Annotated in this window: 29 protein-coding genes; 12 read left to right on the forward strand and 17 right to left on the reverse strand. The window is 71.3% G+C overall.

The features are described from left to right. Window positions 1-75: 75 nt before the first annotated feature. The gene (gene nagB / locus ACWEV0_RS22830; RefSeq protein ID WP_453151245.1) at window positions 76-861 is read right to left on the reverse strand and encodes a glucosamine-6-phosphate deaminase; all 786 of its coding nucleotides are present in this window, start codon (window positions 859-861) and stop codon (window positions 76-78) included. Window positions 862-1,431: 570 nt separating this feature from the next. On the opposite strand from nagB, the gene ACWEV0_RS22835 reads away from it, so the two are divergent. Then, window positions 1,432-2,898, forward strand: coding sequence for a sensor histidine kinase (locus ACWEV0_RS22835; RefSeq protein WP_453151287.1), 1,467 nt, complete (start codon window positions 1,432-1,434; stop codon window positions 2,896-2,898). 171 nt (window positions 2,899-3,069) lie between these two features. Here ACWEV0_RS22835 and ACWEV0_RS22840 read toward each other — a convergent pair whose 3' ends face one another. Together ACWEV0_RS22840 and ACWEV0_RS22845 are read right to left on the reverse strand one after the other, a co-directional pair. After that, window positions 3,070-3,327, reverse strand: a complete 258-nt coding sequence (locus tag ACWEV0_RS22840) for a WhiB family transcriptional regulator (RefSeq protein WP_003953983.1) — start codon at window positions 3,325-3,327, stop codon at window positions 3,070-3,072. A gap of 319 nt (window positions 3,328-3,646) precedes the next feature. Continuing rightward, window positions 3,647-4,615 carry a diacylglycerol/lipid kinase family protein gene (locus ACWEV0_RS22845; protein ID WP_453151246.1) on the reverse strand — a complete coding sequence of 323 codons (969 nt, stop codon included), beginning with the start codon at window positions 4,613-4,615 and terminating at the stop codon, window positions 3,647-3,649. A 113-nt stretch (window positions 4,616-4,728) separates the two neighbouring features. On the opposite strand from ACWEV0_RS22845, the gene ACWEV0_RS22850 reads away from it, so the two are divergent. After that, window positions 4,729-5,160, forward strand: a complete 432-nt coding sequence (locus ACWEV0_RS22850; protein WP_453151289.1) for a hypothetical protein — start codon at window positions 4,729-4,731, stop codon at window positions 5,158-5,160. An 18-nt stretch (window positions 5,161-5,178) separates the two neighbouring features. Here ACWEV0_RS22850 and ACWEV0_RS22855 read toward each other — a convergent pair whose 3' ends face one another. The 3 genes from ACWEV0_RS22855 to ACWEV0_RS22865 form a co-directional block, all read right to left on the reverse strand. Next, entirely contained in the window at window positions 5,179-6,153 is a 975-nt protein-coding gene (locus ACWEV0_RS22855) for an RNA polymerase sigma factor SigF (protein WP_453151247.1), read from the reverse strand. Next, window positions 6,150-6,563 carry an ATP-binding protein gene (locus tag ACWEV0_RS22860; protein WP_403792244.1) on the reverse strand — a complete coding sequence of 138 codons (414 nt, stop codon included), beginning with the start codon at window positions 6,561-6,563 and terminating at the stop codon, window positions 6,150-6,152. The genes ACWEV0_RS22855 and ACWEV0_RS22860 overlap by 4 nt, the downstream gene beginning before the upstream one ends. Before the next feature lie 192 nt (window positions 6,564-6,755). Then, the gene (locus ACWEV0_RS22865; RefSeq protein ID WP_403792242.1) at window positions 6,756-7,016 is read right to left on the reverse strand and encodes a UBP-type zinc finger domain-containing protein; all 261 of its coding nucleotides are present in this window, start codon (window positions 7,014-7,016) and stop codon (window positions 6,756-6,758) included. 128 nt (window positions 7,017-7,144) lie between these two features. Between ACWEV0_RS22865 and ACWEV0_RS22870 the strand changes: the two genes are divergently transcribed. Next, a complete protein-coding gene (locus tag ACWEV0_RS22870) occupies window positions 7,145-8,740 on the forward strand; it encodes a Na+/H+ antiporter (protein WP_453151248.1) in 1,596 nt (531 codons plus the stop codon). Here the strand turns inward: ACWEV0_RS22870 and ACWEV0_RS22875 are convergent. Together ACWEV0_RS22875 and ACWEV0_RS22880 are read right to left on the reverse strand one after the other, a co-directional pair. After that, window positions 8,719-9,663 carry a 1-aminocyclopropane-1-carboxylate deaminase/D-cysteine desulfhydrase gene (locus ACWEV0_RS22875; protein ID WP_453151250.1) on the reverse strand — a complete coding sequence of 315 codons (945 nt, stop codon included), beginning with the start codon at window positions 9,661-9,663 and terminating at the stop codon, window positions 8,719-8,721. The two genes, ACWEV0_RS22870 and ACWEV0_RS22875, sit on opposite strands and share 22 nt — an antisense overlap. Before the next feature lie 274 nt (window positions 9,664-9,937). Then, window positions 9,938-10,528, reverse strand: a complete 591-nt coding sequence (locus ACWEV0_RS22880; protein ID WP_453151251.1) for an N-acetylmuramoyl-L-alanine amidase — start codon at window positions 10,526-10,528, stop codon at window positions 9,938-9,940. A gap of 287 nt (window positions 10,529-10,815) precedes the next feature. On the opposite strand from ACWEV0_RS22880, the gene ACWEV0_RS22885 reads away from it, so the two are divergent. The 5 genes from ACWEV0_RS22885 (at window position 10,816) to ACWEV0_RS22905 (ending at window position 14,911) form a co-directional block, all read left to right on the forward strand. Next, window positions 10,816-12,231: a family 2B encapsulin nanocompartment shell protein gene (locus ACWEV0_RS22885; protein ID WP_453151252.1), complete on the forward strand. Its 1,416-nt coding sequence runs from the start codon at window positions 10,816-10,818 to the stop codon at window positions 12,229-12,231. A gap of 131 nt (window positions 12,232-12,362) precedes the next feature. After that, the gene (locus ACWEV0_RS22890) at window positions 12,363-13,418 is read left to right on the forward strand and encodes a family 2 encapsulin nanocompartment cargo protein polyprenyl transferase (protein WP_453151253.1); all 1,056 of its coding nucleotides are present in this window, start codon (window positions 12,363-12,365) and stop codon (window positions 13,416-13,418) included. Window positions 13,419-13,543: 125 nt separating this feature from the next. Further along, window positions 13,544-14,128 (forward strand): dihydrofolate reductase family protein, encoded by a 585-nt coding sequence (locus ACWEV0_RS22895; RefSeq protein WP_453151254.1) that lies wholly within the window; start codon window positions 13,544-13,546, stop codon window positions 14,126-14,128. A gap of 54 nt (window positions 14,129-14,182) precedes the next feature. Next, on the forward strand, window positions 14,183-14,449 hold the full coding sequence (locus tag ACWEV0_RS22900) for a hypothetical protein (protein WP_453151255.1): 267 nt from the start codon (window positions 14,183-14,185) through the stop codon (window positions 14,447-14,449). Between the two features lie 42 nt (window positions 14,450-14,491). Next, the gene (locus tag ACWEV0_RS22905) at window positions 14,492-14,911 is read left to right on the forward strand and encodes a DUF6304 family protein (protein WP_453151256.1); all 420 of its coding nucleotides are present in this window, start codon (window positions 14,492-14,494) and stop codon (window positions 14,909-14,911) included. Window positions 14,912-14,983: 72 nt separating this feature from the next. Here ACWEV0_RS22905 and snpA read toward each other — a convergent pair whose 3' ends face one another. Beyond that, window positions 14,984-15,610, reverse strand: a complete 627-nt coding sequence (gene snpA / locus ACWEV0_RS22910; RefSeq protein ID WP_453151258.1) for a snapalysin — start codon at window positions 15,608-15,610, stop codon at window positions 14,984-14,986. 142 nt (window positions 15,611-15,752) lie between these two features. On the opposite strand from snpA, the gene ACWEV0_RS22915 reads away from it, so the two are divergent. Beyond that, complete coding sequence (locus ACWEV0_RS22915) at window positions 15,753-16,703, forward strand: LysR family transcriptional regulator (protein WP_453151259.1); 951 nt, start codon at window positions 15,753-15,755, stop codon at window positions 16,701-16,703. Then, on the forward strand, window positions 16,700-17,200 hold the full coding sequence (locus ACWEV0_RS22920; protein WP_453151260.1) for an N-acetyltransferase family protein: 501 nt from the start codon (window positions 16,700-16,702) through the stop codon (window positions 17,198-17,200). The genes ACWEV0_RS22915 and ACWEV0_RS22920 overlap by 4 nt, the downstream gene beginning before the upstream one ends. 240 nt (window positions 17,201-17,440) lie before the next feature. Here ACWEV0_RS22920 and ACWEV0_RS22925 read toward each other — a convergent pair whose 3' ends face one another. From ACWEV0_RS22925 to sodN, 4 genes are all read right to left on the reverse strand, one after another. Continuing rightward, window positions 17,441-17,656 carry a DUF6243 family protein gene (locus ACWEV0_RS22925; protein WP_453151262.1) on the reverse strand — a complete coding sequence of 72 codons (216 nt, stop codon included), beginning with the start codon at window positions 17,654-17,656 and terminating at the stop codon, window positions 17,441-17,443. Between the two features lie 359 nt (window positions 17,657-18,015). Next, a complete protein-coding gene (locus ACWEV0_RS22930; protein WP_453151263.1) occupies window positions 18,016-18,369 on the reverse strand; it encodes an ASCH domain-containing protein in 354 nt (117 codons plus the stop codon). Beyond that, window positions 18,366-18,542, reverse strand: a complete 177-nt coding sequence (locus ACWEV0_RS22935) for a hypothetical protein (RefSeq protein ID WP_453151264.1) — start codon at window positions 18,540-18,542, stop codon at window positions 18,366-18,368. The genes ACWEV0_RS22930 and ACWEV0_RS22935 overlap by 4 nt, the downstream gene beginning before the upstream one ends. Before the next feature lie 91 nt (window positions 18,543-18,633). Further along, on the reverse strand, window positions 18,634-19,029 hold the full coding sequence (gene sodN, locus ACWEV0_RS22940) for a superoxide dismutase, Ni (RefSeq protein ID WP_451608661.1): 396 nt from the start codon (window positions 19,027-19,029) through the stop codon (window positions 18,634-18,636). 142 nt (window positions 19,030-19,171) lie between these two features. Here sodN and sodX point away from each other — a divergent pair, with 142 nt between their 5' ends. Beyond that, the gene (gene sodX / locus ACWEV0_RS22945; RefSeq protein WP_453151265.1) at window positions 19,172-19,606 is read left to right on the forward strand and encodes a nickel-type superoxide dismutase maturation protease; all 435 of its coding nucleotides are present in this window, start codon (window positions 19,172-19,174) and stop codon (window positions 19,604-19,606) included. Here the strand turns inward: sodX and ACWEV0_RS22950 are convergent. Continuing rightward, window positions 19,510-20,139: a CGNR zinc finger domain-containing protein gene (locus ACWEV0_RS22950; protein ID WP_451608663.1), complete on the reverse strand. Its 630-nt coding sequence runs from the start codon at window positions 20,137-20,139 to the stop codon at window positions 19,510-19,512. The two genes, sodX and ACWEV0_RS22950, sit on opposite strands and share 97 nt — an antisense overlap. Window positions 20,140-20,234: 95 nt before the next feature. On the opposite strand from ACWEV0_RS22950, the gene ACWEV0_RS22955 reads away from it, so the two are divergent. Further along, entirely contained in the window at window positions 20,235-20,993 is a 759-nt protein-coding gene (locus ACWEV0_RS22955; protein WP_453151266.1) for a class I SAM-dependent methyltransferase, read from the forward strand. Window positions 20,994-21,078: 85 nt separating this feature from the next. Here ACWEV0_RS22955 and ACWEV0_RS22960 read toward each other — a convergent pair whose 3' ends face one another. The 3 genes from ACWEV0_RS22960 to ACWEV0_RS22970 are packed head-to-tail and all read right to left on the reverse strand — an operon-like array spanning window position 21,079 to window position 23,841. Continuing rightward, a complete protein-coding gene (locus ACWEV0_RS22960; protein WP_453151267.1) occupies window positions 21,079-21,846 on the reverse strand; it encodes an amino acid ABC transporter ATP-binding protein in 768 nt (255 codons plus the stop codon). Continuing rightward, window positions 21,843-22,832 carry an amino acid ABC transporter permease gene (locus ACWEV0_RS22965; RefSeq protein WP_453151268.1) on the reverse strand — a complete coding sequence of 330 codons (990 nt, stop codon included), beginning with the start codon at window positions 22,830-22,832 and terminating at the stop codon, window positions 21,843-21,845. Before ACWEV0_RS22965 ends, ACWEV0_RS22960 begins: the two co-directional genes overlap by 4 nt. A 40-nt stretch (window positions 22,833-22,872) precedes the next feature. After that, window positions 22,873-23,841, reverse strand: a complete 969-nt coding sequence (locus ACWEV0_RS22970) for an ABC transporter substrate-binding protein (protein ID WP_453151269.1) — start codon at window positions 23,839-23,841, stop codon at window positions 22,873-22,875. Window positions 23,842-24,131 lie beyond the last annotated feature (290 nt).

Here is a 24,131-nt window from a genome sequence, read left to right on the forward strand (position 1 = left end):
AGGCGGGGGTTTTCAGGGGGTGGGGGCAGGTCACCCTGGATCTGGTGCCGGGCCCCTCCGCCGTACGCGGTGGTTCTAGATGCCCTGCCAGGCCGGCTTGTTCGCGTAGGTGTGGCGGAAGTAGTCGGCCAGCTTCAGCTTGGAGGCGGCGGCCTCGTCCACGACCACGGTCGCGTGCGGGTGCAGCTGCAGCGCGGAGGCCGGCACCAGCGCGGCGACCGGGCCCTCGACCGTCTGCGCCACAGCCTCGGCCTTGCCCTCGCCGGTGGCGAGCAGCACCAGGTGACGGGCCTCCAGGATGGTGCCGATGCCCTGGGTGATGACGTGGTGCGGCACCTGCTCGATGTCGTCGTCGAAGAAGCGCGCGTTGTCGACGCGGGTCTGCTCGGTGAGCGTCTTGATCCGGGTGCGGGAGGCGAGCGAGGAGCACGGCTCGTTGAAGCCGATGTGCCCGTCGGTGCCGATGCCGAGGATCTGCAGGTCGACGCCGCCGGCCTCGGCCAGCGCCCGGTCGTACGCCTCGCAGGCCGCCTGGACGTCCTCGGCCGAGCCGTCCGGGCCCATGAAGGCGTCCTGGGAGAGCCCGAGCGGCTCCACGACCTGGCGCAGCACCGTCGAGCGGTACGACTCCGGGTGCCCGGCCGGCAGCCCCACGTACTCGTCGAGCTGGGCGATCCGCGCCCGGGAGGCGTCCACGTCGCCCGCGGCCACCTTGGCGATCAGGGCGTCGTAGATGGGCAGCGGGGTCGAGCCGGTGGCCACGCCGAGCAGCGCGTCGGGCTTGCGGCGCAGGAGGCCGGCGATGCCGTCCGCGATGAGCTCGCCGCCCGCCTTGGCGTCCTTGACGATGACAACTTCCACGCTGTGCCTGCCGATCTGGTGAGGGGCCGCTGAGGGCCGATGTGGTCACCCGTGTGGTATAGACCAATCTAGCCCCAAATCTAGCAGAGCGCAGGCCCTCGGCCCATGGCCGTTCCGCCCCGTGAACAACCCCCTCTCATCGTCGGCCGCACCCGCCCCACGGGCCACTCGGAGCCCGGTGAGGGGACGGGGCGCTGACGGGTACGGGTAGTGGAGGGGAAGGGGGAAGGGGGCATGAAAGGGCCCGGAAATGCCCGCGGGCCGCGGCGCCGGGACGGGACCCTCAACCCGTCCGGCACCGCAGCCCGGAGTTGCCCGACCGGGGATGTGCGGTCCCGCGGCCGTGTGGGAGGTCTCGGCGCAGTCAGGGCAGAGAGCGCCGGGTACCTCGTCCATCCTCCTGTGCGGGGAGGATGGAGGCTCGTATGTGAAGCATTGTGGACTAGACCATTCTTGTCTGTCCATCCGCGTGCAAGCGGTCGTTTCGGGGCCCATCCTCCACCACGGACGCCCGGAGATCCAGGTTCACCGCCTGTTAATTCCGCGGGTACGCTCGCACACGTGCCCTCCATGAACGACCTCGTCCGCCAGCACACCGCTCTGAGCGAGTCCGACCTCGACTGGCTCCATCTGCTGGTGTCGGAGTGGCAGCTGCTCTCCGACCTCTCCTTCGCCGACCTCGTCCTCTGGGTGCCCACGCTCGACGGGGCCCGCTACGTCTCGGTCGCCCAGATGCGGCCGAACACCGGCCCCACCTCGTACCAGGACGACATGGTCGGGCACCTGGTCCCGCGCGGCCGCCGGCCGCTGCTCGACGCCGCGCTCGACGAGGGCCGGATCGTGCGCGAGGGCGACCCCGAGTGGCGCGAGGAGGTCCCGGTCCGGGTCGAGTCCATCCCCGTACGCCGGGAGGGCCGCGTCCTCGGCGTCATCGCCCGCAACACGAACCTGCTCACCGTGCGGACCCCGTCCCGGCTGGAGCTCACCTACCTCCAGTCCGCCTCCGACCTCGCCCAGATGATCGCCGCCGGCGAGTTCCCCTTCCCCGGCGAGCAGGTCGACATGGACTCCTCGCCGCGGGCCGGCGACGGACTGATGCGCCTCGACGCGGACGGCATCGTGCAGTACGCCTCGCCCAACGCCCTCTCCGCCTACCACCGGCTCGGCCTCGCGGCCGACCTGGTCGGCCAGCACCTCGGCCAGGTCACCGCCGAACTCGCCCCGTCCCGGGGCCCGGTCGACGAGGCCCTGGTCAAGATGGCCTCCGGTTACGCCCCGCGCGAGTTCGAGGTCGAGGGCAACGGCGGCGTGATCCAGCTGCGCGCGATCCCGCTCAAGCCCAAGGGCACCCGCATCGGTTCGCTCGTGCTGCTCCGGGACGTCACCGAACTGCGCCGCCGCGAGCGCGAGTTGATCACCAAGGACGCCACCATCCGGGAGATCCACCACCGGGTGAAGAACAACCTCCAGACGGTGGCCGCCCTGCTCCGGCTGCAGGCCCGCCGGATGGACTCCGACCGCGGCCGCGAGGCACTGAACGAGGCCGTCCGGCGCGTCGGTTCGATCGCCATCGTCCATGAGACGCTGTCCCAGAACCTGGACGAGCGGGTCGAGTTCGACGACATCGCCGACCGCGTGATCGCGATGGTCGCCGAGATCTCCCCGGGCAAGGTCACCTGCCGGCGCAACGGCCGCTTCGGCATCCTCGACGCCGAGGTCGCCACCCCGCTCTCCATGGTGCTCACCGAGATCCTGCAGAACGCCCTGGAACACGCCTTCGCGCCGGGGGAGACGGGAACCGTCGAGGTCACCGCAGTCCGCGGCGAACCCCGCGCCGACGCCCGGCTGCTGATCACGGTCAAGGACGACGGCCGCGGTCTGCCCGAGGGCTTCGACCCGCAGCGGGCCGGCAACCTCGGCCTCCAGATCGTCCGCACCCTGGTCGAGGGTGAGCTCGGCGGCAGCTTCGACATGCAGCCGGCTGCCGAGCGCGGCACCCGAGTGGTGCTCGACATCCCCGTCCAGCCGCAGAAGTGATCCCGCCGGAGTAACCCCCTCTCCCTGAGGGGGAGTTCACAGCAGCGAGCCCCGGACCGAAGTGAATCGGTCCGGGGCTCGAATGCTGTGGGTTACTGCGCGCGCTGCGGCTCGGGGGCGGTGAGTGCGTACACGGTGTACGCGCCGCGTGCCTCAGGCTGTGCAGGTGGCTCAGGCGCTGGCGTTGCGCGCCCGGTTGCGGGCGGCGCGGCGCTTCATCGCGCGGCGCTCGTCCTCGCTGAGGCCACCCCAGACGCCGGAGTCCTGGCCGGACTCGAGCGCCCACTGCAGGCACTGCTCCATGACGGGGCAGCGGCGGCAGACGGCCTTGGCTTCCTCGATCTGCAGCAGCGCAGGACCGGTGTTGCCGATGGGGAAGAAGAGCTCGGGGTCTTCCTCGCGGCAAACGGCGTTGTGACGCCAGTCCATGGCTGCTACCTCTCTCAGGTGTTACGTGCGAGTTGCTTGTGAATGTGAACGCTTTCACGAATCCCCCCGCAAGGGAAGGGCCGACTGCCAGGTCAACTGGTGTGGTCCTTGTTACAGAGGAGGGGTTCTGGCTCTCAGTGGAGGCCGGTCTTGCGGGCCGTCCCGATCGCCAAGAAGAGACTCCCAAACCCCAGCAACGGATACAACCCCTTCCGGAAAGTTTTTTTTGATTCCTCGGTGTCGGCTCGGTCACAGCCGTACTTCTGGGGGGTGGAGGGCAGCCTAAACGTTCGAGTGGAAGGACTTTCGGTCCTTCTGGTCACACAATCACACGCAGTGCACGGCGTACGCCTGTGAACGTCACGCTCGTACGCAGTCCCAGGTGGTCTCCGTCCATCTGGAGGGGGAGGGGCACCTTCGAATGCAAGGTGAAGTCGGTCAGATCATGCAGAGTCAGCGCGTGCTTCCCGTGCGGCCCGCGCTCCGGGGTCGAGGTCAGCAGCTGGGTCGCGTACCGGGCCACCGACGGGGTCGACAGACGGGTCAGACCGAGCACGTCGAGAGCCGTCTCGAAGGACGCCTCGGGGGACGCGTACACCGGACGATTGCCCAGGTAGGTCCAGGGAGAGGTGTTGCAGATTATGGAGAGGACGAGATCCTCCACGGGATCCTCACCCGGGCGCTCCACGGTGATCGTCCCGTGCCGCCGGTTCCGCTCGCCCAGGAACTGGCGCACCACCTGACGCAGATAGAGCGCATGGGTCGAACGCTTGCCCCGCTCGCGCTGCTGTTCGACCCGGCCGATCACGCTCGCGTCGAAACCGAAGCCGGCGCAGAAGGTGAACCAGCGTTCGGGTACCGCCTCGTCGTCCGTGCCCGGCGTCCCGGACGCCAGCCCGAGGCTCACCGTCCGTGTCCGCTGCTCGCGCAGCGCGTCGAGGAGCGCGCCCGTCGCCTCCACGGCGTCGTTGGGCAGCCCGAGCGCCCGCGCGAAGACATTGGTCGAGCCGCCCGGCACCACCGCGAGCCGCGGCAGCCCCTCCGGATCGGGCCCCGCGTGCAGCAGCCCGTTCACCACCTCGTTGACCGTGCCGTCGCCGCCGAGCGCCACCACGAGATCGATGTCGTCCGACTCCGCGGCCCTGCGTCCCAGGTCGCGGGCGTGCCCGCGGTACTCGGTGGTGACCGCCTCCAGCTTCATCTCGCTGGCGAGCGCGTGGATCAGCACGTCACGCGTGCGGGCACTGGTGGTGGTAGCTGCCGGGTTGACCACGAGAAGCGCGCGCATGGTCGCCAGCGTACCTACCCGGCGGTACCGGACGCAGTCCCGGTCCAGGGGCCGGGCACCTCCGGGCGGGCCCCCGCTACCCTTCCAGCATGAGCAGTGCGAGCAGTGCCGACATGAGCAGTACGGAGCGGGACACGGAGCAGGGCGCCCGGCCCGGGCGGCTCACCGCAGCCGCGGTGGTGGCCGGCGTCGAGGGCCTCGCCCTGACCGCGGGCGGCCTCTACATGCTGGTGACCAGCCTCATCCACCGGACCGGCGACCTCACCTCGGCCCTGATGGGCGGGGTCACCCTGGTCGCCCTCGGACTCATCCCGCTCGCCGCCGCCCGCGGGCTGCTGCGGCGCCGCTCCTGGAGCCGCGGCCCGGCGGTGATCACCCAGATCCTCGCGCTGCCGGTCGCCTGGCAGCTGCTCCAGGCGAACAGCGTCATGATCCCGGCGGGCATCGCGCTCGCGGTCCTCGCCGTGACCGGCCTCGTGCTCCTGGTGAACCCGGCCACGACCGAGGCGCTCGGCATCAAGCGCCCCGGCCAGGACACCCCGTAAGACCCCGGGGCCGGCGGGTCACTCCTCCACGAGCAGCTTCTCCCGCAGCTGCGCCAGCGTGCGCGCGAGCAGCCGGGAGACGTGCATCTGCGAGATGCCGACCTCCTGCGCGATCTGCGACTGGGTCATGTTCCCGAAGAAGCGAAGGAGCAGGATCCGCTTCTCGCGCGGCGGCAGGTCCTCCAGGAGCGGCTTGAGCGACTCCCGGTACTCGACGCCCTCCAGGGCCTCGTCCTCCGCGCCCAGAGTGTCCGCGACCGCCGGCGACTCGTCGTCCGTGTCCGGCACGTCCAGCGAGAGCGTCGAATAGGCGTTCGCCGACTCCAGGCCCTCCAGGACCTCCTCCTCGGAGATCCCGAGCCGCTCCGCCAGCTCGTGCACGGTCGGCGAGCGCCCGTGCTGCTGCGAGAGCTCCGCCGTCGCCGTCGTCAGCGAGAGCCGCAGCTCCTGGAGGCGGCGCGGCACCCGTACCGCCCAGCCCTTGTCACGGAAGTGGCGCTTGATCTCGCCGACCACCGTCGGGGTCGCGTACGTGGAGAACTCCACCCCGCGGTCCGGGTCGAACCGGTCCACCGACTTGATCAGGCCGATCGTCGCCACCTGCGTCAGGTCGTCGAGCGGCTCGCCGCGGTTGCGGAACCGCCGGGCCAGGTGCTCCACCAGCGGCAGGTGCATCCGGACCAGCCGGTCGCGCAGCGCCGCACGCTCCGGCGATCCCTCCGGCAGGGAGCGCAGCTCGATGAAGAGGGCCCGCGCCCCGCTGCGGTCGTGCGGGTCGGGAGCCCCGTGCGGGGCCTCACGCGGCTCGGCCGCCGCCGGGGCCTCTTCGTGCTGCTCGTGCTCGCTCATCTGGTCCGCCTGCTCTGCGTGATCCGTAGCGACGTCGACCTCGACCTCGTCATCGACACCGGCGGCCCCGGCCTCGGCGTCGGCCTCCGGATGCGGCCGGGCCTGCTGCTCGGGGAAGCCGGCCGTCGCGTCCCCGCGCCTCACGCCGGGCCTGGCCCCGCGCCGCGCTGTTTGTACAGGCTGATGGAGACCGTCTTGTCGTCCGCCACGGACGACTCCACCTTCCCGGCCAGCGCCGACAGCACCGTCCACGCGAAGGTGTCGCGCTCCGGGGCCCGGCCGTCCGTCGTCGGAGCCGACACCGTGACGTCGAGCGAGTCGTCGATCAGACGGAACACGCAGCTCAGCACCGATCCCGGCACCGCCTGCTGGAGCAGGATCGCGCACGCCTCGTCGACGGCGATCCGCAGGTCCTCGATCTCGTCGAGGGTGAAGTCCAAGCGCGCCGCGAGGCCGGCCGTGGCCGTACGCAGCACGGACAGGTAGGCACCCGCAGCGGGCAGCCGGACTTCCACGAAGTCCTGGGTCCCGGGCTCGCCTGCGATCTGGGACACCCTCACCTCCAAGGTGGCACATGCTCTTTCGGGGCCCGGGGAGAAGGCCCCCCGAACCAGGCGGTACGCAGTGGTTGCGCAGTCCGCCGAGACGCTATCGCGATCCGTCCCGCCGTGTCGCCGGGGGCCCGGAAGGACCGCCCCCCACCCGGCGGCCGCGGAGAACCCGCGGAGGGCTGACCTACCCAGCCGTCAGACGATCGAACCGTCCACGAAGCACCATCGCCAGCGTTCGTTCGGCTCGAAGGTCCGCATCACCGGGTGACCGGTGGCCGAGAAGTGCGCCGTCGCGTGCCGTCCCGCCGAGGAGTCGCAGCAGCCCACGTGCCCACAGCTCAGACAGAGCCGCAGCTGGACGGGGTGCGTCCCGTCCGCCAGACACTCCGGACAGGTGTCGTGCAGCGGCGCCGGTTCGGGGCGCGGCAGTTCGGGAACGTGCAGGCACTCGCTCATGATGGCCAGGTTACGACGTGGCACCGACAGCGCCGGCACGGACAGCGACGGCGGCGCTACGGCGGTCTCCACGGCGGCCGTGGAGGCCGTGGGGGCCAGGACGAGGGACGACAGGGGACGGGACGGTCATGGACGCACTGCAGCTGGTGGCACTGGTGGCGGCGAGCACCGCCGTGGCGGGCCTGGCCCGCAGGACCCCGGTGCCCGCGCCGCTGCTCCTGGTCGCGGCCGGCCTGCTCGCCTCGTACGTGCCGACGGTGCCGGACTACACCCTCGACCCGCACGTCGTGCTGCCGCTGATCCTGCCGCCGCTGCTCTACACGGCCGCCGTCGACTCCTCGTACCTCGACCTGCGCGCCAACATCCGGCCCGTCGCCCTGCTCTCCGTCGGTTACGTGCTCTTCGCGACCGTCGTGGTCGGCTGGCTCGCGTACGTCCTCGTGCCCGACCTGCCGCTGACCGCCGCCCTGGTCCTCGGCGCGGTCGTCGCCCCGCCGGACGCGGTCGCCGCCACCGCCATCGCCCGCAGGATCGGCCTGCCGAACCGGATGACCACGATCCTCCAGGGCGAGTCGCTGGTGAACGACGCCACCGCGATCACCGCCTACAAGGTCGCCCTCGCCGCCGCCGTGGGCGCCGGCATCAGCTGGGCCGGCGGCGTCGGGGAGTTCCTGCTCGCCGCGGTCGGCGGCATCGGCGTCGGTCTCGTCCTGATGGTGCCGATCCACTGGATCCGCTGCCGGCTGGGCGAGGCGCTGCTCCAGAACACCCTCTCCCTCCTGATCCCCTTCATCGCCTACGCGGCCGCCGAGGAGGTCGGCGCGTCCGGGGTGCTCGCCGTCGTCGTGGTCGGCCTCTTCCTCGGCCACAAGGCGTACCAGGTGGACTTCGCCACCCGGCTCCAGGAGGAGGCCGTCTGGAAGATGGTCGCCTTCGTCCTGGAGTCCGCCGTCTTCGCGCTGATCGGCCTCCAGCTGCCCTTCGTCGTCCGGGGGCTCGGGCCGTACGGGATGGGGGAGGCGGTCTGGTACGCGATCGGGGTCTTCGTCTTCGTGGTCGTCGCCCGCTTCGTCTGGGTCTTCCCGGCCACCTTCGTGCCGCGGTGGCTCTCCCCCCGGATCCGCGAGCGCGAGCCCGGGGTGGACTGGCGGGCACCGGTGGTCATCGGCTGGGCCGGGATGCGCGGTGTGGTCTCGCTCGCCATCGCCTTCTCCATCCCGAAGTTCACCGACGACGTCCCGTTCCCGGCCCGCAACCTGGTCCTCTTCCTCACCTTCACCACTGTCATCGGCACCCTCGTCGTCCAGGGCCTCACGCTGCCGCCGCTCATCCGGGTCCTGAAGCTGCCCGGCCGCGACCGCTACCAGGAGACCCTCGCCGAGGCGCAGGCCCAGAGCGAGGCGTCCCGGGCCGCCGAGGAACGCCTCGACGTCCTCCTCGCCGACCCGCGCAACGCCCTGCCCGAGCCGATCTCCGACCGGCTCCGTACCGTCATGGAGCGGCGCCGCAACTCGGTGTGGGAGCGGCTCGGCGCGGTCAACGAGCTGACCGGGGAGACGGCCGACGACACCTACCGGCGGCTCGCGCGGGAGATGATCGACGCCGAGCGCGAGGTCTTCGTGAAGCTGCGCGACGCCCGCCGGATCGACGACGAGATGATGCGCAGCCTGCTGCGCCGGCTCGACCTGGAGGAGGCGGCGGCCTACCGGGAGGAGGCCGGCTGAGCCCCTTCCCGAGGGTCCGGTGCGCCGGTGACGACCGCCGCGATCCGGGTGCCGGGGGTGAAGGCGCCCTCCTCGGCGAGCGTCAGCAGGCCGTGGAGCATTTTGGCCACATACAGCCGCTCGATGGCGAGTGCGTGCCACGAACCGTGCCGCTCCTCGAAATCCTGTGCGAAGGCGTCGAGTCCGGGCGTCGTACGGGCGTAGCCGCCGCCGTGGAAGCGCTCGTCCAGCCACCAGTCGCCGCGCGGCCCGCCGAACGCGGCCTCCTGCAGGGCCAGGACCTCCGCCCCCAGGAAGCCGCCCTTGAGGACCGGCACGCCCAGTGCTCGCTGCCCGGGCCCGAGCCCGGCCGCGAGGCCCGCCAGGGTGCCGCCGGTGCCGACGGCGACCGCGACCACGTCGGCCTCGCCCACGAGCTCCCGGCCGAGCTCCACGCAGCCCTGGACGGCGAGCGCGTTGCTGCCGCCCTCGGGGACGACGTACACGTCACCGGGCGCCTGGGCCCGCTCCAGGATCCGCGCCAGGGTGTCGGGCTCGTGCTTGCGGCGGTACGTGCCCCGGTCCACGAACACCAGCCGCATGCCGTCCGCCGCGCAGCGCGCGAGCGAGGGGTTCGGCGGGCGGCCGGCCAGCTCCTCGCCGCGCACGACGCCGATCGTGGCGAAGCCGAGGAGCCGGCCTGCGGCGGCCGTCGCCCGCAGGTGGTTGGAGTAGGCGCCGCCGAAGGTGAGCACCGGGCGCCCGGCCGCCGCCCGCAGGTTGAGCGCGAGCTTGCGCCACTTGTTGCCCGGCAGCTCGGGGTGGATCAGGTCGTCCCGCTTGAGCAGCAGCGTCAGGCCGTGCCGGGTGAAGCGTTCGTCCTCGACCGGCTGGAGAGGGGAGGGGAGCCGGGGCCGCAGGAGGGCGGGATCGAACGCGTTCACCCGGCCATTGTCCCCGTTCGGGGGCGTGGCCGGAGGTGCCGGTGCGCGGTCGGCCCAGCCGGTCCGCGCTCGCTTCCCTCCCAGCCGGTCCGCGCTCGCTTCCCTCCCGGTCGGTCCGCGCTCGCTTCCCTCCCGGTCGGTCCGCGCTCGCTTCCCTCCCGGTCGGTCCGCGCTCGCGTCGCCCCGGTCGGTCCGCGCTCGCGTCGCCCCGGTCGGTCCGCGCTCGCGGTCAGCCCGACCGGTCCGCGGTCCGCGGTTGCGGTGTGCGGTGCGGTCAGCGCAGCCGGTCGGCGATCTGCTCGCGCAGCCACCCCATGGTGAAGCCGCGCGGGTCCACCTTGCCCGGCTGCCACTCCTTGTGCCCGATGACCGAGCGCTGGGTCCAGCCGTGCACCCGGCACAGCGCCGCCGCGGCCTTGGCGATGGCCTCCAGCTGCACCTTGGGCCACGGGTCGTGGCCGTCGCCCAGGTTCTCGCACTCGAAGCCGTAGAAGTGCCGGTTGCCGTCCGTGGTGGCCTGGTCGTCGACCGGCAGCCGCTGCTCGGCGACGACCGCCCGCAGCACGTCGGGGTCGCCGAGGCCGGCGTGGTTGGCCCTGCCGTAGCCGACCAGGTGGACCGTGCCGTCCTTGGCGATCACGCCGTGGCAGAGCGGCCCGGGCAGGGAGTCGTAGCCGTCCCGGCAGATGCGGACGGTGTTGTCGGTGCCGCGGGTGACGGTGTGGTGGATCATCACGCCGTTGACGGGCCCCCAGGGGCCCTTGTGGTTGCGGTTGTGGGTGCGCCAGTCGCCGACCTCGACGACCGTCAGACCTTCGTCGCGCAGTGCGTGGAGGAAGCGGCTCGCGGACATGGGTGGGGCCATGACCGGCTCCTTTCGGGCAGGCGAAGTGCGGTGGTTCCGCAGGGGTTTCGCCGTGCTCTCGCAGTGCTTCCGGAGTACCGGAGGAGCCCGCTCCGCTGCCATCCGTTCGGGCGGTGTGCGAGCCGATCCGGACAGGAGGGCGACGGAAGGCATGCTCCGTTCGAGTAGGAGAACGCGTGCAATGCCCAGGCGGGCGCGATCCACACCCACTCTTTTGTGTAATGGCGCGGGCACGCTCCGTGCTGGAAGGCTTCCTCTCGCAGCTTTGTCGTACGAGAGGGAGTTCCATGTCCGTTGGTTCGGTCGGCGACGAGACCCGCGCGGCTCAGGCACCACCGCAGCAGAGCCTCGGCACCGCTGCCGCGCGGAACCTCGCGTCCACCACCAAGTCGGCTCCGCAGATGCAGGAGATCACCTCCCGGTGGCTCCTGAAGGCGTTGCCGTGGGTGCAGGTGCAGGGCGGCACCTACCGGGTGAACCGGCGGCTCAGCCATGCCGTGGGTGACGGCCGCGTCACCTTCGTGCAGACCGGCGAGCGGGTCGCCGTCATCCCCGCGGAACTCGGCGAACTCCCCGCCCTGCGCGGGTTCGACGAAGAGGACGTCCTGACCGAGCTGGCGGGCCGCTGCCGCCAGCGCGCGTACGCGCCGGGCGAGGTCATCGCCACCCGCGGCGACACCACCGACCGGGTCCACCTCCTCGCCCACGGCAGGGTCGAGCAGATCGGCGAGGGGCCCTACGGGGACGAGACCGTCCTCGGCGTCCTCGCCGACGGCGCCTACTTCGGCGAGGAAGCCCTCGTCGCCGCGGACGCGAGCTGGGAGTGGACCGCCCGCGCGGCCACGGCCTGTACGGTCCTGGAGCTCACCCGGGCCGACGTGCTGGGTCTCGCCGAGCGGGCCGGCGCGCTGGCCGGCCATCTCGCGGAGTTCGCGGCGCTGCCCCAGCGGCCCACCAACGCGTACGGCGAGGCTGCCATCGACCTCTCCGCCGGCCATGTCGGCGAGGCCGTCATCCCGCACACCTTCGTGGACTACGAGGCGTCCCCGCGCGAGTACGAGCTGAGCATCGCCCAGACCGTCCTCAAGGTGCACACGCGCGTGGCCGACCTCTACAACAAGCCGATGAACCAGACCGAGCAGCAGCTGCGGCTCACGGTCGAGGCGCTGCGCGAGCGCCAGGAGCACGAGCTGGTCAACAACCGGGAGTTCGGCCTCCTCGCCAACTGCGACTACGGGCAGCGGATCCAGCCTTACGACGGCGCGCCCGGCCCCGACGACCTCGACGAGCTGCTGTACATGCGGCGCGACTCGAGGCTGTTCCTGGCCCACCCGGTGGCCATCGCCGCCTTCGGCCGCGAGCTCAACCGGCGCGGCCTCGTCCCCGACACCGTCGACGTGGACGGCACCCGGATCACGACCTGGCGCGGGGTGCCCCTCTACCCGTGCGACAAGATCCCGGTCTCCGACACCGGCACCACCTCGATCCTCTGCATGCGCACGGGCGAGTCCGACCAGGGCGTGATCGGCCTCAACCAGATCGGCCTGCCGGACGAGATCGAGGCCGGCCTGTCCTGCCGTTTCATGGGCATCGACGAGCAGGCGATCGTCTCCTACCTGGTCACCGCCTACTTCTCGGCGGCCGTCCTCGTCCCCGACGCCCTCGGCGTCCTGGAGAACGTGGAGGTCGGCCGCCGGCGCTGAGCCGGCCACCGGGTGCGGGGCCACGCCGACAGGCCCCGCACCCGGACGCCCGGCTCCGCGCGGGCCGCGGCCGCCCACCGGCCGCCGCCGCCCGTCCCACCACCCAGGCCGTGACGAAGGTGACTGCACACATGACCATGACCAGTCCGGACACCGCGACCGGTACCGAGGGGCAGAGCGCCGTGCTGCTCCTGGACCGGACGCGCGGCGCCGTCGAACCCCAACTGCGCACGACCGTCGCCTCCCTGCCGGGCTCCATACGGCGTATCGCCGCGTACCACTTCGGCTGGGAGGAGGCCGACGGCAGCCCGGCCGACGGGCAGGGCGGCAAGGCCATCCGGCCGGCCCTGGTGCTCGCCGCGACCCGCGCGTTCGGCGCGGACCCGGCCCCGGCCGTGAAGGCCGCGGCGGCGGTGGAGCTGGCGCACAACTTCACCCTGCTCCACGACGACATCGTCGACGAGGACCCCACCCGCCGGCACCGCCCCACCGCCTGGGCCGTGTTCGGCATCCCGGACGCGCTGCTCGCGGGCGACGCGATGAACGCGCTCTCGCTGCGGCTGCTCGCCGAGGACCCGCACCCGGCCGCCGCGGCCGCCTCCGCCCGGCTCGCTGCCTGCGTGATCGAGCTGTGCGCGGGCCAGCAGGCGGACTGCGCCTTCGAGCAGCGCGGGCCGCACGAGGTCACCCTGGACGAGGTGGTGGCCATGGCCACCGCCAAGACCGGCGCCCTGCTCGGCTGCGCATGCGCGCTCGGCGCGCTGTACGCGGGGGCGGGGGAGGAGGCCGTCGCGGCGATGGACGCCTTCGGCCGCGAGGCCGGGCTGGCGTTCCAGCTGATCGACGACCTCATCGGCATCTGGGGCGACCCGGGCCGCACCGGCAAGCCGGCCGGCGCCGACCTCGTCGCCCACAAGAAGTCGCTCCCCGTCGTGGCCGCGCTCACCTCCGGCACCCCGGCGGGCGAGGAGCTGGCCGCGCTGTACGCCCGCCCGGTCCTGGACGCCGACGCGGTACGGGCGGCGGCGGACGCGGTCGAGCGGGCCGGCGGCCGGGACTGGGCGCAGAACCAGGCCGCCGAGCGGATGGCCCGCGCGGTGGAGCAGCTCTCCCGGGCGGTGCCGGACCTGTCGGCGGCGGGGGACCTGCTGGCGCTCGCGGAGTTCGTGACGCGGCGCAGCCGCTGAGCGGAGGCGCTGAGCGGAGCCGTACCGGCGGACGAAAAGGGCTTGCATTTACCACTACATGTGAAGCACTATGCATGCAGTGGTCTGCTGGACGGACCGCATCCGCCTACGGAAAGAGATCCGGCTTGCGCAAGCTCACGTACTACGTCGCCTGCTCCCTCGACGGCTTCATCGGCGATCCCCACGGCGACGCCTCGTCCATGTTCCAGTTCATGGACGAGGAGTACGCCGCTTTCATGAACACCGAGTACCCGGACACGATCCCGACCGCCTTCCGGGCGGCCTTCGGCCTCGCGGACGTGCCCAACAAGCGCTTCGACACGGTCATCCAGGGCCTCGGCTCGTACCGCCTCGCCCTGGACGCCGGCATCACCAGCCCGTACGCCCATCTGCGGGAGGTCGTCGCGAGCCGCTCGCTCACCGAGTCACCCGACCCGAACGTCGAGCTCGTCGCCGGCGACCTGGCCGCCCGGGTCCGCGAGCTCAAGGCCGAGGACGGCTCGCTGGGCATCTGGCTCTGCGGCGGCGCGCAGGTCGCGGGGCAGCTGGTCGACGAGATCGACGAGCTGGTCATCAAGACGTACCCGCAGGTGTACGGCTCCGGCATGCCGATGTTCGGCGCGGACTTCGCCGTCCGGGACTTCGCGCTCGAAGGCGTACGGAGCTTCGGCAACGGGGTCGTCGTGCGCACGTACACCAGGAAGCGGTGACGAGGGTGCGGTGACGGGGGAGCGGTCCCCGGGGCCGGGTCCTACCCTGGAGGCATGACCGAGGAGCTTCCCCGGACCACCCGCGACCCGCGGGCCGAGCATCCCTGCCCGGCCTGCGGAGAGCCGCGCCAGGTCCTCGCGCGCCGGCACAAGGTCCTCGGGGCCTGGGTGCCGGAGTGGGAGGTGCAGCCGTGCCGCAACCCGGGGTGCGAGCTGTACGAACCTCCGGAACAGGCAGTGTCCGAAGTCGGCGCGGAAGCCGCTACCACGCACGTGACCGGCAAGAACGGCGAGACCGGGAGAAGTCCGGCCGCCGGGTGACCGGCCGCGCGCCGGAGCCGGTCATACCGCTACAGTCCGCGCATGTCATCGGAGTCGACAGAAGTCTGGACCGGCTGGTACCGGGACCGCCGTGGTGCGGAAGCGATCGTCATCACGGCCGACGGGAGCCACGTGGCCACCCGCATCAGGGGAATCGAGTACACGGGCGCGAGCTTCGCCGCGCTCAGCGCCGCGGACGAGGGCGGGCAGGCCCTCGGCGGGTGCGTCCTGGAGTGGGACCTGCCGCTCCCCGTCGTCGCGGACGGCGTCACCCAGCAGGCCACCCTGAGCTGCCTGCTGACCCTCGGCGACCGCGCCGACCTCAGCCTGACCCTGCACTACGCCGGCGCGGCCTTCGAGTCCGGCATCGCGGGCGGTGACTTCGAGGAGGCGCTGGCCCGGGTCCGGCGCCAGCTGCCGCCGGGCACCGAGTTCGGCCGCCGGCTGCCGCAGGCGGCCTGACTCCGCCTCCTGACAGACACGAGCAGGGCGACCCGTACGGGCCGCCCTGCCGCCGTATCCGTCTCGCCGCGGTCAGTTCTTCATGGCCGAGGCGAGGCCGTAGCGCCACAACTGGTCGACGCGGGAGCGCTCCTGGCTGTTCGGGTAGGCGTTCTGGCAGGACGTGCCGGGCCCGCCGCCGGACATCAGCTCGCTGCACGGGCCGCTGTAGTGGTCGGGGAGACCGAGGACGTGACCGGTCTCGTGGGCGGTGACGCGGGTGGAGTTGTACTGCTGGTTCTGCTGGTAGTCGAGGAAGATGTAGCCGTTGCCGTGCCCGTCGGTGCTCGCGTACGAGCCACGGGAGTCGCTGCCCTCGTAGTAGGCGAAGTCCGCGTTGGACCCCTCCACCAGGCGGACGTTGACCACCGAGCTGTTCCATATCTGCGCCGAGCGGGCGATCTGGGTGCGGAAACTCGGTGCGTTGGCGGTGCTGTAGACCACGGTGACGGCGTCGGCACCAGGCGTGGCGGCCCGCTTCTTCGCGACCGACTTCATGACGGCGTCGAAGAACGCCTGGTTGGCCTTGGCCTCCGCGGCGGAACCGGCGTAGGCCACCGAGGGGGCGGAGGCGGCGGCCGGAGCGGCGGAGAGGGAGAGCGTGAGGCCGGCGCCGAGGGCGGCGGTCAGTAAGGACGTGAGCATCTTCGGGTGTCGCATGTGGGGGCTCCTCCTGTGGGGTTGAGGAGAGTGTCGGGGGAGCCGGGACGCCGGGGGATGATGTCATTCGGCGATAACTCCGGTGAATCACCGGCCGGTTGGCGCTCTGGTGTGCGCGCGAGGGCCGCCCTAACCTCGGGGCATGGAGCTGGAGGTGAGGCACCTGCGGGCGCTGTGCGCCATCGCCGACGCCGGCAGCCTGCACAAGGCCGCCCGCCAACTCGGCGTCAGCCAGCCCTCCCTGACCACCCAGCTGCGCCGCATCGAGAACGCGCTCGGCGCCGAGCTCTTCTCCCGCGGCCGCACCGGCTGCCACCCCACCCCGCTCGGCCGCTCCGTACTCAGCCGGGCCCGCCCCCTCGTCGACGGCATGGCCGCGCTGATCACCGAGACCCGTGCCGTCGCCGCCCGCACCGGCGGCCCGGCCCTCCGTGTCGGCTCCACCGCCAGCCGCGCCCTGCCCGGCTGGCTGCGCCGGCTCCGCCGTGACATCGCCCCCGAGATCGCGCTGCGCGTCGACGTCTCCGCCCACACCCTGCTGCGCACGGTCGCCGCGGGCCAGCTCGACGTGGCCTTCGTCCACGAGGTCGAGGGCTGCCCCCTACGGGTCCCGGACGGCCTCCGGGCGCGCGTCCTCGTCGAGCGCGAGCCCCAGTTCGTCTCCATGGCCCGCGACCACCCGGCCGCCGCCCACGAGGTCGTCGACCTCGCCGAGCTGGCCCATGACCGCTGGACCGTCGACCCGGCCGTCGACGGCGAATGGGACGGCCTGCGCCGCGTGCTGACCGCCGCCGGCCTCGACCCGCCGGTGCTGCACGCCGACTACCACACGGCGGCCTCCCTCATCGCCCTCGGCGAGGCCGTCGCCCCCTGTCAGCCCACCTCCGGCCCCCGCCACGACATGGCCGTCCGCCCCCTCCGCGGCGACCCGCTCGCGGTCCGCCTCCTCCTCTTCGCCGCCCCCGGTGCTCCCCTCGACCGCCCGTACGCGGCCCTCGCCGCCGCCTACCGCGAGGTGGCACTGCGCGCGGCGCCGTACCGGAGGTGGCTGCGGGGCGGGGGGACGGCGGGGCCGTGCATGATGACGGCATGAACGATCACGCGGAGCAGCGGGTGGCGCCGGCGGCGGCGGCCGTCCCCCTCGCCCGCCACGCCCACCCCGAGGACCTCCCCCGGGTCGCCGAACTGGCCGCCGAACACGCCGCCTACGAGCAGGCGTCGCCCCCGCCGCCCGACCTGGCCGCCCGCCTCCACCGCCTCCTCTTCGACACCGAGGCCCCGCGCCTGCGCTGCCTGGTCGCCGAACTCCCCGACGGCACCCTCGCCGGCTACGCGACCTGCGCCCCGGAACTCTCCACCTGGGACGCCGCCGAATACCTCCACATGGACTGCCTCTACCTCACCGCCGAAGCCCGCGGCCACGGCCTCGGCGCCCTCCTGATGGCGGCCGTCCGCCGCGAGGCCCGCACCCTCGGCCTCCCCGAGATCCAGTGGCAGACCCCCACCTGGAACGACGGCGCCATCCGCTTCTACGACCGCCTGGGCGCGACGTCGAAGGAGAAGCGCCGATACGCGCTCCCGGCCGAGTGACGGAGAGCGGGTCTCGTCACCGCACCCCGTCGCACAGCCTCGGCAACGCGGTGCACCCGCCACCCTTCTTCACAACGCCACGTGTACACGTTTTCGAACGAGAACAAGCTGCCCAGCCAAAGGGGGTGGATGTGGTCCGGTGAGCGGGACCGGCCACGCCCCGGTACGGCAGCAGGGCCCGGCCCGCGAGTCGCGGTCCGGGCCCTGCCCCGTGCGGTGCCACCCTGCGGCGGCGGTGCGTCAGCTCTGCGTGGGTTCGTCGCCCGTCTGCCCGGCACCCTCAGCCGCGCCTGTCTTCTGGCGCATCTTCCGTACCAGCTCCGCCTTCTTGTCCGCTGCATTCTGGCGGTCGAGGTTGCGGTGCGGACCGTTGTTCTGCCGTTCGGTGCGGGACAGCTTCTTGCGCTGGCCGCCGCCCTGGCCCACGGGGTTGTTGATGTTCTTGCTGTCGGTCACGGGTTCTCCCGGTAATGAAGTGAAGTGATCTACGGATTCGTCGGTGGGGGACGGGCGGCGACGTCGAAGAACGTCAGCAGAGGCCCATCACGCTCTCACTCGTGAATCGGCGTCTGGAAGAACATGACAAAGACGTTACCCGGTTCCGTCGGCCCCGCACGCCACCCTTTTCGCCGCCAGGCGTCGGCCGGGCCTTCGGCGAGGAGTCTGGGAAGAGCCTGGTGTGGTGGACGAGGAGGCTCTCATGTCGGCCGTCTGCACTCCGCCACTGACAACGGTCGCTCCACGGGTGCATACCGACCTCGGCAAAGGTGACGCCCGCCCAGTACACACGGGGCACCCCTTCACGGCTGCGCGCCTCAGCGAGCCAGCTTCATCTCGATGGCCAGGGCGCCGAGGGCTTCCTTCTCGGGGCAGTAGATGGAGCGGATGTTGGCGAGCTGCTGATCGCGGGTGGCGGTCGGGTTGACGTTTGACGGGCCCTCGCCGTCGAGGAGGGCCTCGAAGTCGGGGTACTCGGTGACGCGGAGGACCTCGACGTCGCAGGTCTCGTCGGTGTCCTTGATGCGGAAGCGGATGGTGTCGCCGGCGGCGAGGTCGCCGAGGTGCGGGTACTTGACCCGCACCTCGATCGTCTTGGTGCCCGCCGCGACGAGCTCGAAGTACTGGCGGTAGAGGTTGAGCTCGCGGACGCGGGCGGTGCCGTCGGTCATCGGGAGGGAACGCTCCTCGGGGACGGTGCGGTGATCAGGCGGCCGATCTCGGCGGCCGAGTACGAGCGGAAGAAGTGGCGGGGGTCGCAGAGCAGGGTCTCGGCCATGGCGAGCAGCTGGTCGGCGTACTCGGTGATCTCGGTGGTCAGCTGCGGCGGCGACTGCGCGGTCATTTCACGGAGCCCAGTGACCGGCGCCCAGGACGCGCAGAAGGGGCCCGGCCGGTGAACGGTCGGGCCCCTTCGGGGCAGGTGGGGAGGAAGGTCAGGCCTTCTTCGTCTCCCAGAAGATGCGGTCGATCTCGGCGATGAGCTCCAGCGCCTTCTCACCCGTCTTCGGGTCCGTCGACGCCTTGGCGGCCGAGAGGGCCTTCAGGGTGTCGTTGATGAGCACGTGGAGCTCGGGGTACTTCTCGAAGTGCGGGGCCTTGAAGTAGTCGCTCCAGAGCACCGAGACGTGGTGCTTGGCGAGCTCCGCGCGCTGCTCCTTGATGACCGTGGCGCGGGCCTGGAAGTGCGGGTCCTCGTTCGCCGACATCTTCTCCTGGACGGCCTTGACCGACTCGGCCTCGATGCGGGCCTGGGCCGGGTCGTACACGCCGCAGGGGAGGTCGCAGTGGGCGCTGACCTTCACCTTGGGGGCAAACAGGCGGGAGAGCATGCTGCTGTCCTTCCTCGTGATCGTCTTCTCAGGTGGGACATTACTCGGTGAGAAGCGGGATTTCGCGAGCGCCCCCAGGGGCTTAGGACAAAAGTCCAGGGTCACCATGGGACTCGTGGACGATCGGACCGGGAGGTGCCGAATGGTGGAATCGGGGCATGAGCCCGGGCGGGAGCCCGGGGCCCCGTTCGGGATCGCCGAGGTGACGGGGGTGTCGATGGTGCCCACGCTGCTCCATGGCGATCAGCTGTTCGTGCACTACGGGGCGCGGTTGCGGCCCGGGCAGGTGGCCGTGCTGCGGCATCCGCTGCAGCAGGACCTGCTGATCGTGAAGCGGCTGGTGGAGCGGCGGGACGAGGGCTGGTGGGTGCTGGGCGACAACCCGGCCGCGGAGGGCGACAGCCGGGTGTTCGGGGTCGTGCCCGAGCAGCTGGTGCTCGGGCGGGTGCGGGCCCGGTACCGGCCCGTCACGCCCGGGCGTCAGCGGTCGGCCGGTGTGGTGCTCTCCTGGCTGCTCACGGCCGTGCGGCCGGTGCGCTCGGCCTCCGCCGCCTCCTGGCGCTTGCGGGCCCGGTAAGCGGCCACGTTGGCCCGGGTCGCGCAGCGGTCGGAGCAGTAGCGGCGGGAGCGGTTGGTCGAGGTGTCGAGGTAGGCGTTGCGGCAGGGGGACGCCTGGCACAGGCCGAGCCGGTCCGCGCCGAACTCCGTCAGGTGGAAGGCGAGGCCCATCGCGGCGATGGCCGCGTAGCCAGCGGTCGCGTTCGACGGGTGATCGGCGAGGTGCATGTGCCAGCGCGGCCGGCCCTCCTCGTCGAGGTAGTCGTGCCCCGAGATCTGCGGGCTGACCGGGAACTCCAGCAGCAGGGAGTTGAGGAGGTCCACGGCCCCGGTGTGGTCGCCCTCGTCGGCCGCGGTGAAGACCGCGCGCAGCCGGGCCCGTACCGAGCGGAAGCGGGTCACGTCGGCGTCGGTCACCCGCCGGGCCATCTGGGAGGCCTCCCCGAAGAGTTCGCGGACCGCGTCGACGGAGGTGAGGGAGTCCTTGCTGCGGGCCGGCTCCTCGGTGTTGACCAGACGCACGGCGTAGTCCGAGTAATAGGCCAGTTCCACTTGTAGTCCTTACTCCGGCGGGCTAGGGTCAAGGCGGGGGAGGGTAAGCGACGCTTTCCCTTTGAGGGTATTACGAAGAGGGTGGAGGCAGAAGCATGACCGACACGACCCGCACCGACTGGACGGCCTGGCAGCAGAGCTGGGACCGCCAGCAGGAGTGGTACATGCCGGACCGCGAGGAACGCTTCCGCGTGATGCTCGACATGGTCGAGGCCGTCGTGGGACCGGAGCCCCGCGTGCTCGACCTCGCGTGCGGTACGGGAAGTATCACGGACCGGCTGCTCCAAAGGTTCCCGAAGGCGACCAGCACCGGAGTCGACCTCGACCCGGCCCTGCTCGCCATCGCCGAGGGCTACTTCGAGGGCGACGAGCGCGTCACCTTCGTCACCGCCGACCTCAAGGACCCCGCCTGGACGCGCGAGCTGCCCCACGACTCGTACGACGCCGTCCTGACCGCCACCGCCCTCCACTGGCTGCACAGCGAGCCCCTGGCGGCCCTCTACGGGCAGCTCGCCGGACTCGTCCGCGACGGCGGCGTCTTCATGAACGCCGACCACATGATCGACGAGACCACCCCGCGCATCAACGCCGCCGAGCGGGCGCGGCGGCACGCCCGGATGGACGCCGAGAAGGCCGCCGGCGTGCTCGACTGGGCCGACTGGTGGGCGCTCGCCGCCAAGGACCCGGTCCTCGCCGGGCCCACCGCCCGCCGCTACGAGATCTACGGCGAGCACGCCGACGGCGACATGCCCTCGCCCCGCTGGCACGCCGACACCCTCCGCGCCGCCGGCTTCGCCGAGGCCCGGGCCGTCTGGGCCTCGCCCTCCGACACGCTCCTCCTCGCCGTGAGGTAGGACCGCGGGACGACGAGAAGGGGCGGTGCGGGCTCGTGCCCGTACCGCCCCTTCTCGTACGTACGACCTACAGGACCTTGGAGACCTACAGGACCTTGGAGAGGAACGCCTTCGTCCGGTCGTGCTGCGGGTTGCCCAGGACATCGCGCGGGTGGCCCGACTCGACGACCACGCCGCCGTCCATGAACACCAGCGAGTCGCCCACCTCACGGGCGAAGCCCATCTCGTGCGTGACGACGATCATCGTCATGCCCGACTCGGCCAGGTCCCGCATGACGTCGAGGACGTCACCCACGAGCTCCGGGTCGAGCGCCGAGGTCGGCTCGTCGAAGAGCATCAGCTTCGGCTCCATCGCCAGCGCGCGGGCGATCGCCACGCGCTGCTGCTGGCCGCCGGAGAGCTGCGAGGGGTAGTTGCCCGTCTTGTCGCCGAGGCCGACGCGGTCGAGCAGGCGCTCGGCGCGCTCGCGCGCCACCGCCTTGGTCTCGCCCTTCACCTGGATCGGCGCCTCCATGACGTTGGCCAGGGCCGTCATGTGGGGGAAGAGGTTGAAACGCTGGAAGACCATGCCGATGTCGCGGCGCTGGGACGCGACCTCGCTGTCCTTCAGCTCGTAGAGCTTCTCGCCCTTCTGGCGGTAGCCGACCAGCTGGCCGTCGACCGAGAGCCGACCGCCGTCGATGCGCTCCAGGTGGTTGATGCAGCGCAGGAAGGTCGACTTGCCGGAGCCGGACGGACCGACCAGACAGAACACCTCGCCGTTCTGCACCTCCAGGTCGATGCCCCGGAGGATGTGCGCGGCGCCGTAGGACTTGTGGACGCCTTCGGCCTTGACCATGGGCTGACCGGTCATCGGGTCGCCTCCGGGGAACGCTTGAACGTGACGAGGTTCTTCCTGACCCGCTGCCACGGGGTGGGCGGCAGGTTGCGCGTGGACCCGCGGGCGAAGCGGCGCTCCAGGTAGTACTGGCCGACGCTGAACACGCTGGTGAGCGCGAGGTACCAGATGGAGGCCACGAAGAGCATCTCCATCACGGCGCCGGCGGTGGTGCCGATGTTGGACGAGGCGCGCAGTAGTTCGGTGTACTGCACGGCCGAGACCAGGGACGAGGTCTTCAGCATGTTGATGAACTCGTTGCCGGTCGGCGGCACGATCACGCGCATGGCCTGCGGCAGGACGATCCGCCACATGGTCTTCGTCTGGGACATGCCGAGCGCGTGCGCGGCCTCGGTCTGGCCCTCGTCGACCGACTGGATGCCGGCGCGGACGATCTCCGCCATGTACGCGCCCTCGTTGAGGCCGAGGCCCAGCAGCGCGACCATGAACGGCGTCATGACGTCGACGGTCTCGTTCTTGTAGATCGGCCCGAGGTTGATGTACTCGAAGATCAGCGACAGGTTGAACCACACCAGCAGCTGGACGTACACCGGGGTGCCGCGGAAGAACCAGATGTAGAGCCAGGCGACCGCGCCGGTGACCGGGTTCTTCGACAGGCGCATCACGGCGAAGAGGATGCCGAGGACGAGGCCCAGCGCCATCGAGGCGACCGAGATGACGACCGTGCTCCACAGGCCGTGGAGGACGGACGGGTCGAACAGCTTGTCCCAGACCGTGTTCCAGATGATGTTGCCCTGGGAGAAGGCGTAGAGCAGCCAGCCGAGGAGTGCCACGACCACGACGGCGCTGACCCAGCGGCCGTAGTGGCGGACCGGGATGGCCTTGATCGCCTCGTAGGGGACGCCCGACGGGCCGGGGCCGGCCGGGGGGACCGGCGGCTTGTCCGTGGGGCCGGAACCGGCCGGAGCGGCGGCCGGTTCCTTGCGGATCTTGTCAGTCATACGACTGCCCTTCAGGTGGAGCGGGGGACGGCGGGGAGGCTCACTGGCCGGCGTTGACGGTCGCCTGCTTGACGGCGCTGCCCTCGACGTTCCACTGCTTCAGAGCCTGGCCGTAGGACCCGTCCTTGATGGCCGCGTCGAGCGCTTCCTTGATGGCGTCGCGCAGCTGGGTCTTGTCCTTGGAGACGCCGATGCCGAAGAGGCCGACGTCGCTCTGGTTGCCGGTGACCTCGAAGTCGTTGCCGCCGCCGGAGGTCTTCGCGATGTACGAGGCGACCGGGTAGTCGTTCAGGTCGGCGACCGCACCGCCGGCCTTGACGCGGGTCTGGGCCTCGGCGTCGGTGTCGAACGCCTGGATGGTCAGCTTCTTGTCACCGCACTTGGTGGCCTGCGCCTTGAAGGTGTCCTCGTAGATCGTGCCGCGCTGGACGGCCACGGTCTTGCCGCAGAGGTCGTCGAGGGAGTTGATGCCCTGCGGGTTGCCCTTCTTGACGAGCAGGGAGACGCCGGAGCTGAAGTAGTCGACGAAGTCGATGCCCTTGCCGATCTTCTTCCCGTTGTCGTCCAGGCCCTCCTGACGCTTCTTGTTGTCCGTCATCGAGGACATGATCAGGTCCTGGCGGCCGGTGTAGATCGAGGTGATCAGGCCGTCGAAGGTGCCGGAGGTGAACTCGAACTTGACGCCGAGCTGCTTGCTGAGGGCCTCGGCGATGTCGGGGTCGACGCCCACGATCTTCTCGCCCTGGGTGAACTCCATCGGGGCGTACGAGGCGTCCGTGCCGACCTTGATCTTGCCGGCCTTCTGGATGTCGGCCGGGAGCTTGGAGAACAGCGGCGCGCTGGAGGCGGCGGCGGAGGAGGAGCCACCCTCCTTCGTGGAGCCGCCGTTCGTCTGGTCGCCACAGGCGGTCAGCAGCATCGAGCCGGCGACCGCGATGGCGGCGACCGCGGCAAGACGGGACGTGCGGGTCTTGGCGGCGGTCGTGCAGCGCGTGGAGCGTGCGGTCATGGTCGGGTTCCTCCGGCGGGTGAGGGGAGTTGCCTACGTTGCCTAGGGGTCGTGCACGCAGCTTCGAGTGCCGCGACCTCGTGTGATTTGGCATCTTGCCATTCGGACTGCCCGAATCCGACGGCCAAGGATGTCAAAATCGGATAACGGGTGGCCTCGGAATGAGCTTGCCCAGTCGTCCCTAGCGAAATCTTCTGCGGGCGGGTGGGGTCACCACCGCAAAATCTTCCGTCCATCTCGCCATTCGGACGACATGAACGCCGCTATTCGGGTCGGGAAAGTATGTTTCC

This window comes from Streptomyces sp. NPDC003943, assembly GCF_053605265.1.

Excerpts from the sequence above, each read along its gene's own strand:
- ACWEV0_RS22835 (WP_453151287.1), top strand. The coding sequence starts at position 1,432 with ATGAACGACCTCGTCCGCCAGCACACCGCTCTGAGCGAGTCCGACCTC.
- ACWEV0_RS22840 (WP_003953983.1), bottom strand. The coding sequence starts at position 3,327 with ATGGACTGGCGTCACAACGCCGTTTGCCGCGAGGAAGACCCCGAGCTC.
- ACWEV0_RS22845 (WP_453151246.1), bottom strand. The coding sequence starts at position 4,615 with ATGCGCGCGCTTCTCGTGGTCAACCCGGCAGCTACCACCACCAGTGCC.
- ACWEV0_RS22850 (WP_453151289.1), top strand. The coding sequence starts at position 4,729 with ATGAGCAGTACGGAGCGGGACACGGAGCAGGGCGCCCGGCCCGGGCGG.
- ACWEV0_RS22865 (WP_403792242.1), bottom strand. The coding sequence starts at position 7,016 with ATGAGCGAGTGCCTGCACGTTCCCGAACTGCCGCGCCCCGAACCGGCG.
- ACWEV0_RS22870 (WP_453151248.1), top strand. The coding sequence starts at position 7,145 with ATGGACGCACTGCAGCTGGTGGCACTGGTGGCGGCGAGCACCGCCGTG.
- ACWEV0_RS22880 (WP_453151251.1), bottom strand. The coding sequence starts at position 10,528 with ATGGCCCCACCCATGTCCGCGAGCCGCTTCCTCCACGCACTGCGCGAC.
- ACWEV0_RS22885 (WP_453151252.1), top strand. The coding sequence starts at position 10,816 with ATGTCCGTTGGTTCGGTCGGCGACGAGACCCGCGCGGCTCAGGCACCA.
- ACWEV0_RS22890 (WP_453151253.1), top strand. The coding sequence starts at position 12,363 with ATGACCATGACCAGTCCGGACACCGCGACCGGTACCGAGGGGCAGAGC.
- ACWEV0_RS22900 (WP_453151255.1), top strand. The coding sequence starts at position 14,183 with ATGACCGAGGAGCTTCCCCGGACCACCCGCGACCCGCGGGCCGAGCAT.
- ACWEV0_RS22905 (WP_453151256.1), top strand. The coding sequence starts at position 14,492 with ATGTCATCGGAGTCGACAGAAGTCTGGACCGGCTGGTACCGGGACCGC.
- snpA (WP_453151258.1), bottom strand. The coding sequence starts at position 15,610 with ATGCGACACCCGAAGATGCTCACGTCCTTACTGACCGCCGCCCTCGGC.
- ACWEV0_RS22915 (WP_453151259.1), top strand. The coding sequence starts at position 15,753 with ATGGAGCTGGAGGTGAGGCACCTGCGGGCGCTGTGCGCCATCGCCGAC.
- ACWEV0_RS22920 (WP_453151260.1), top strand. The coding sequence starts at position 16,700 with ATGAACGATCACGCGGAGCAGCGGGTGGCGCCGGCGGCGGCGGCCGTC.
- ACWEV0_RS22930 (WP_453151263.1), bottom strand. The coding sequence starts at position 18,369 with ATGACCGACGGCACCGCCCGCGTCCGCGAGCTCAACCTCTACCGCCAG.
- ACWEV0_RS22935 (WP_453151264.1), bottom strand. The coding sequence starts at position 18,542 with ATGACCGCGCAGTCGCCGCCGCAGCTGACCACCGAGATCACCGAGTAC.
- sodN (WP_451608661.1), bottom strand. The coding sequence starts at position 19,029 with ATGCTCTCCCGCCTGTTTGCCCCCAAGGTGAAGGTCAGCGCCCACTGC.
- sodX (WP_453151265.1), top strand. The coding sequence starts at position 19,172 with ATGGTGGAATCGGGGCATGAGCCCGGGCGGGAGCCCGGGGCCCCGTTC.
- ACWEV0_RS22955 (WP_453151266.1), top strand. The coding sequence starts at position 20,235 with ATGACCGACACGACCCGCACCGACTGGACGGCCTGGCAGCAGAGCTGG.
- ACWEV0_RS22960 (WP_453151267.1), bottom strand. The coding sequence starts at position 21,846 with ATGACCGGTCAGCCCATGGTCAAGGCCGAAGGCGTCCACAAGTCCTAC.
- ACWEV0_RS22965 (WP_453151268.1), bottom strand. The coding sequence starts at position 22,832 with ATGACTGACAAGATCCGCAAGGAACCGGCCGCCGCTCCGGCCGGTTCC.
- ACWEV0_RS22970 (WP_453151269.1), bottom strand. The coding sequence starts at position 23,841 with ATGACCGCACGCTCCACGCGCTGCACGACCGCCGCCAAGACCCGCACG.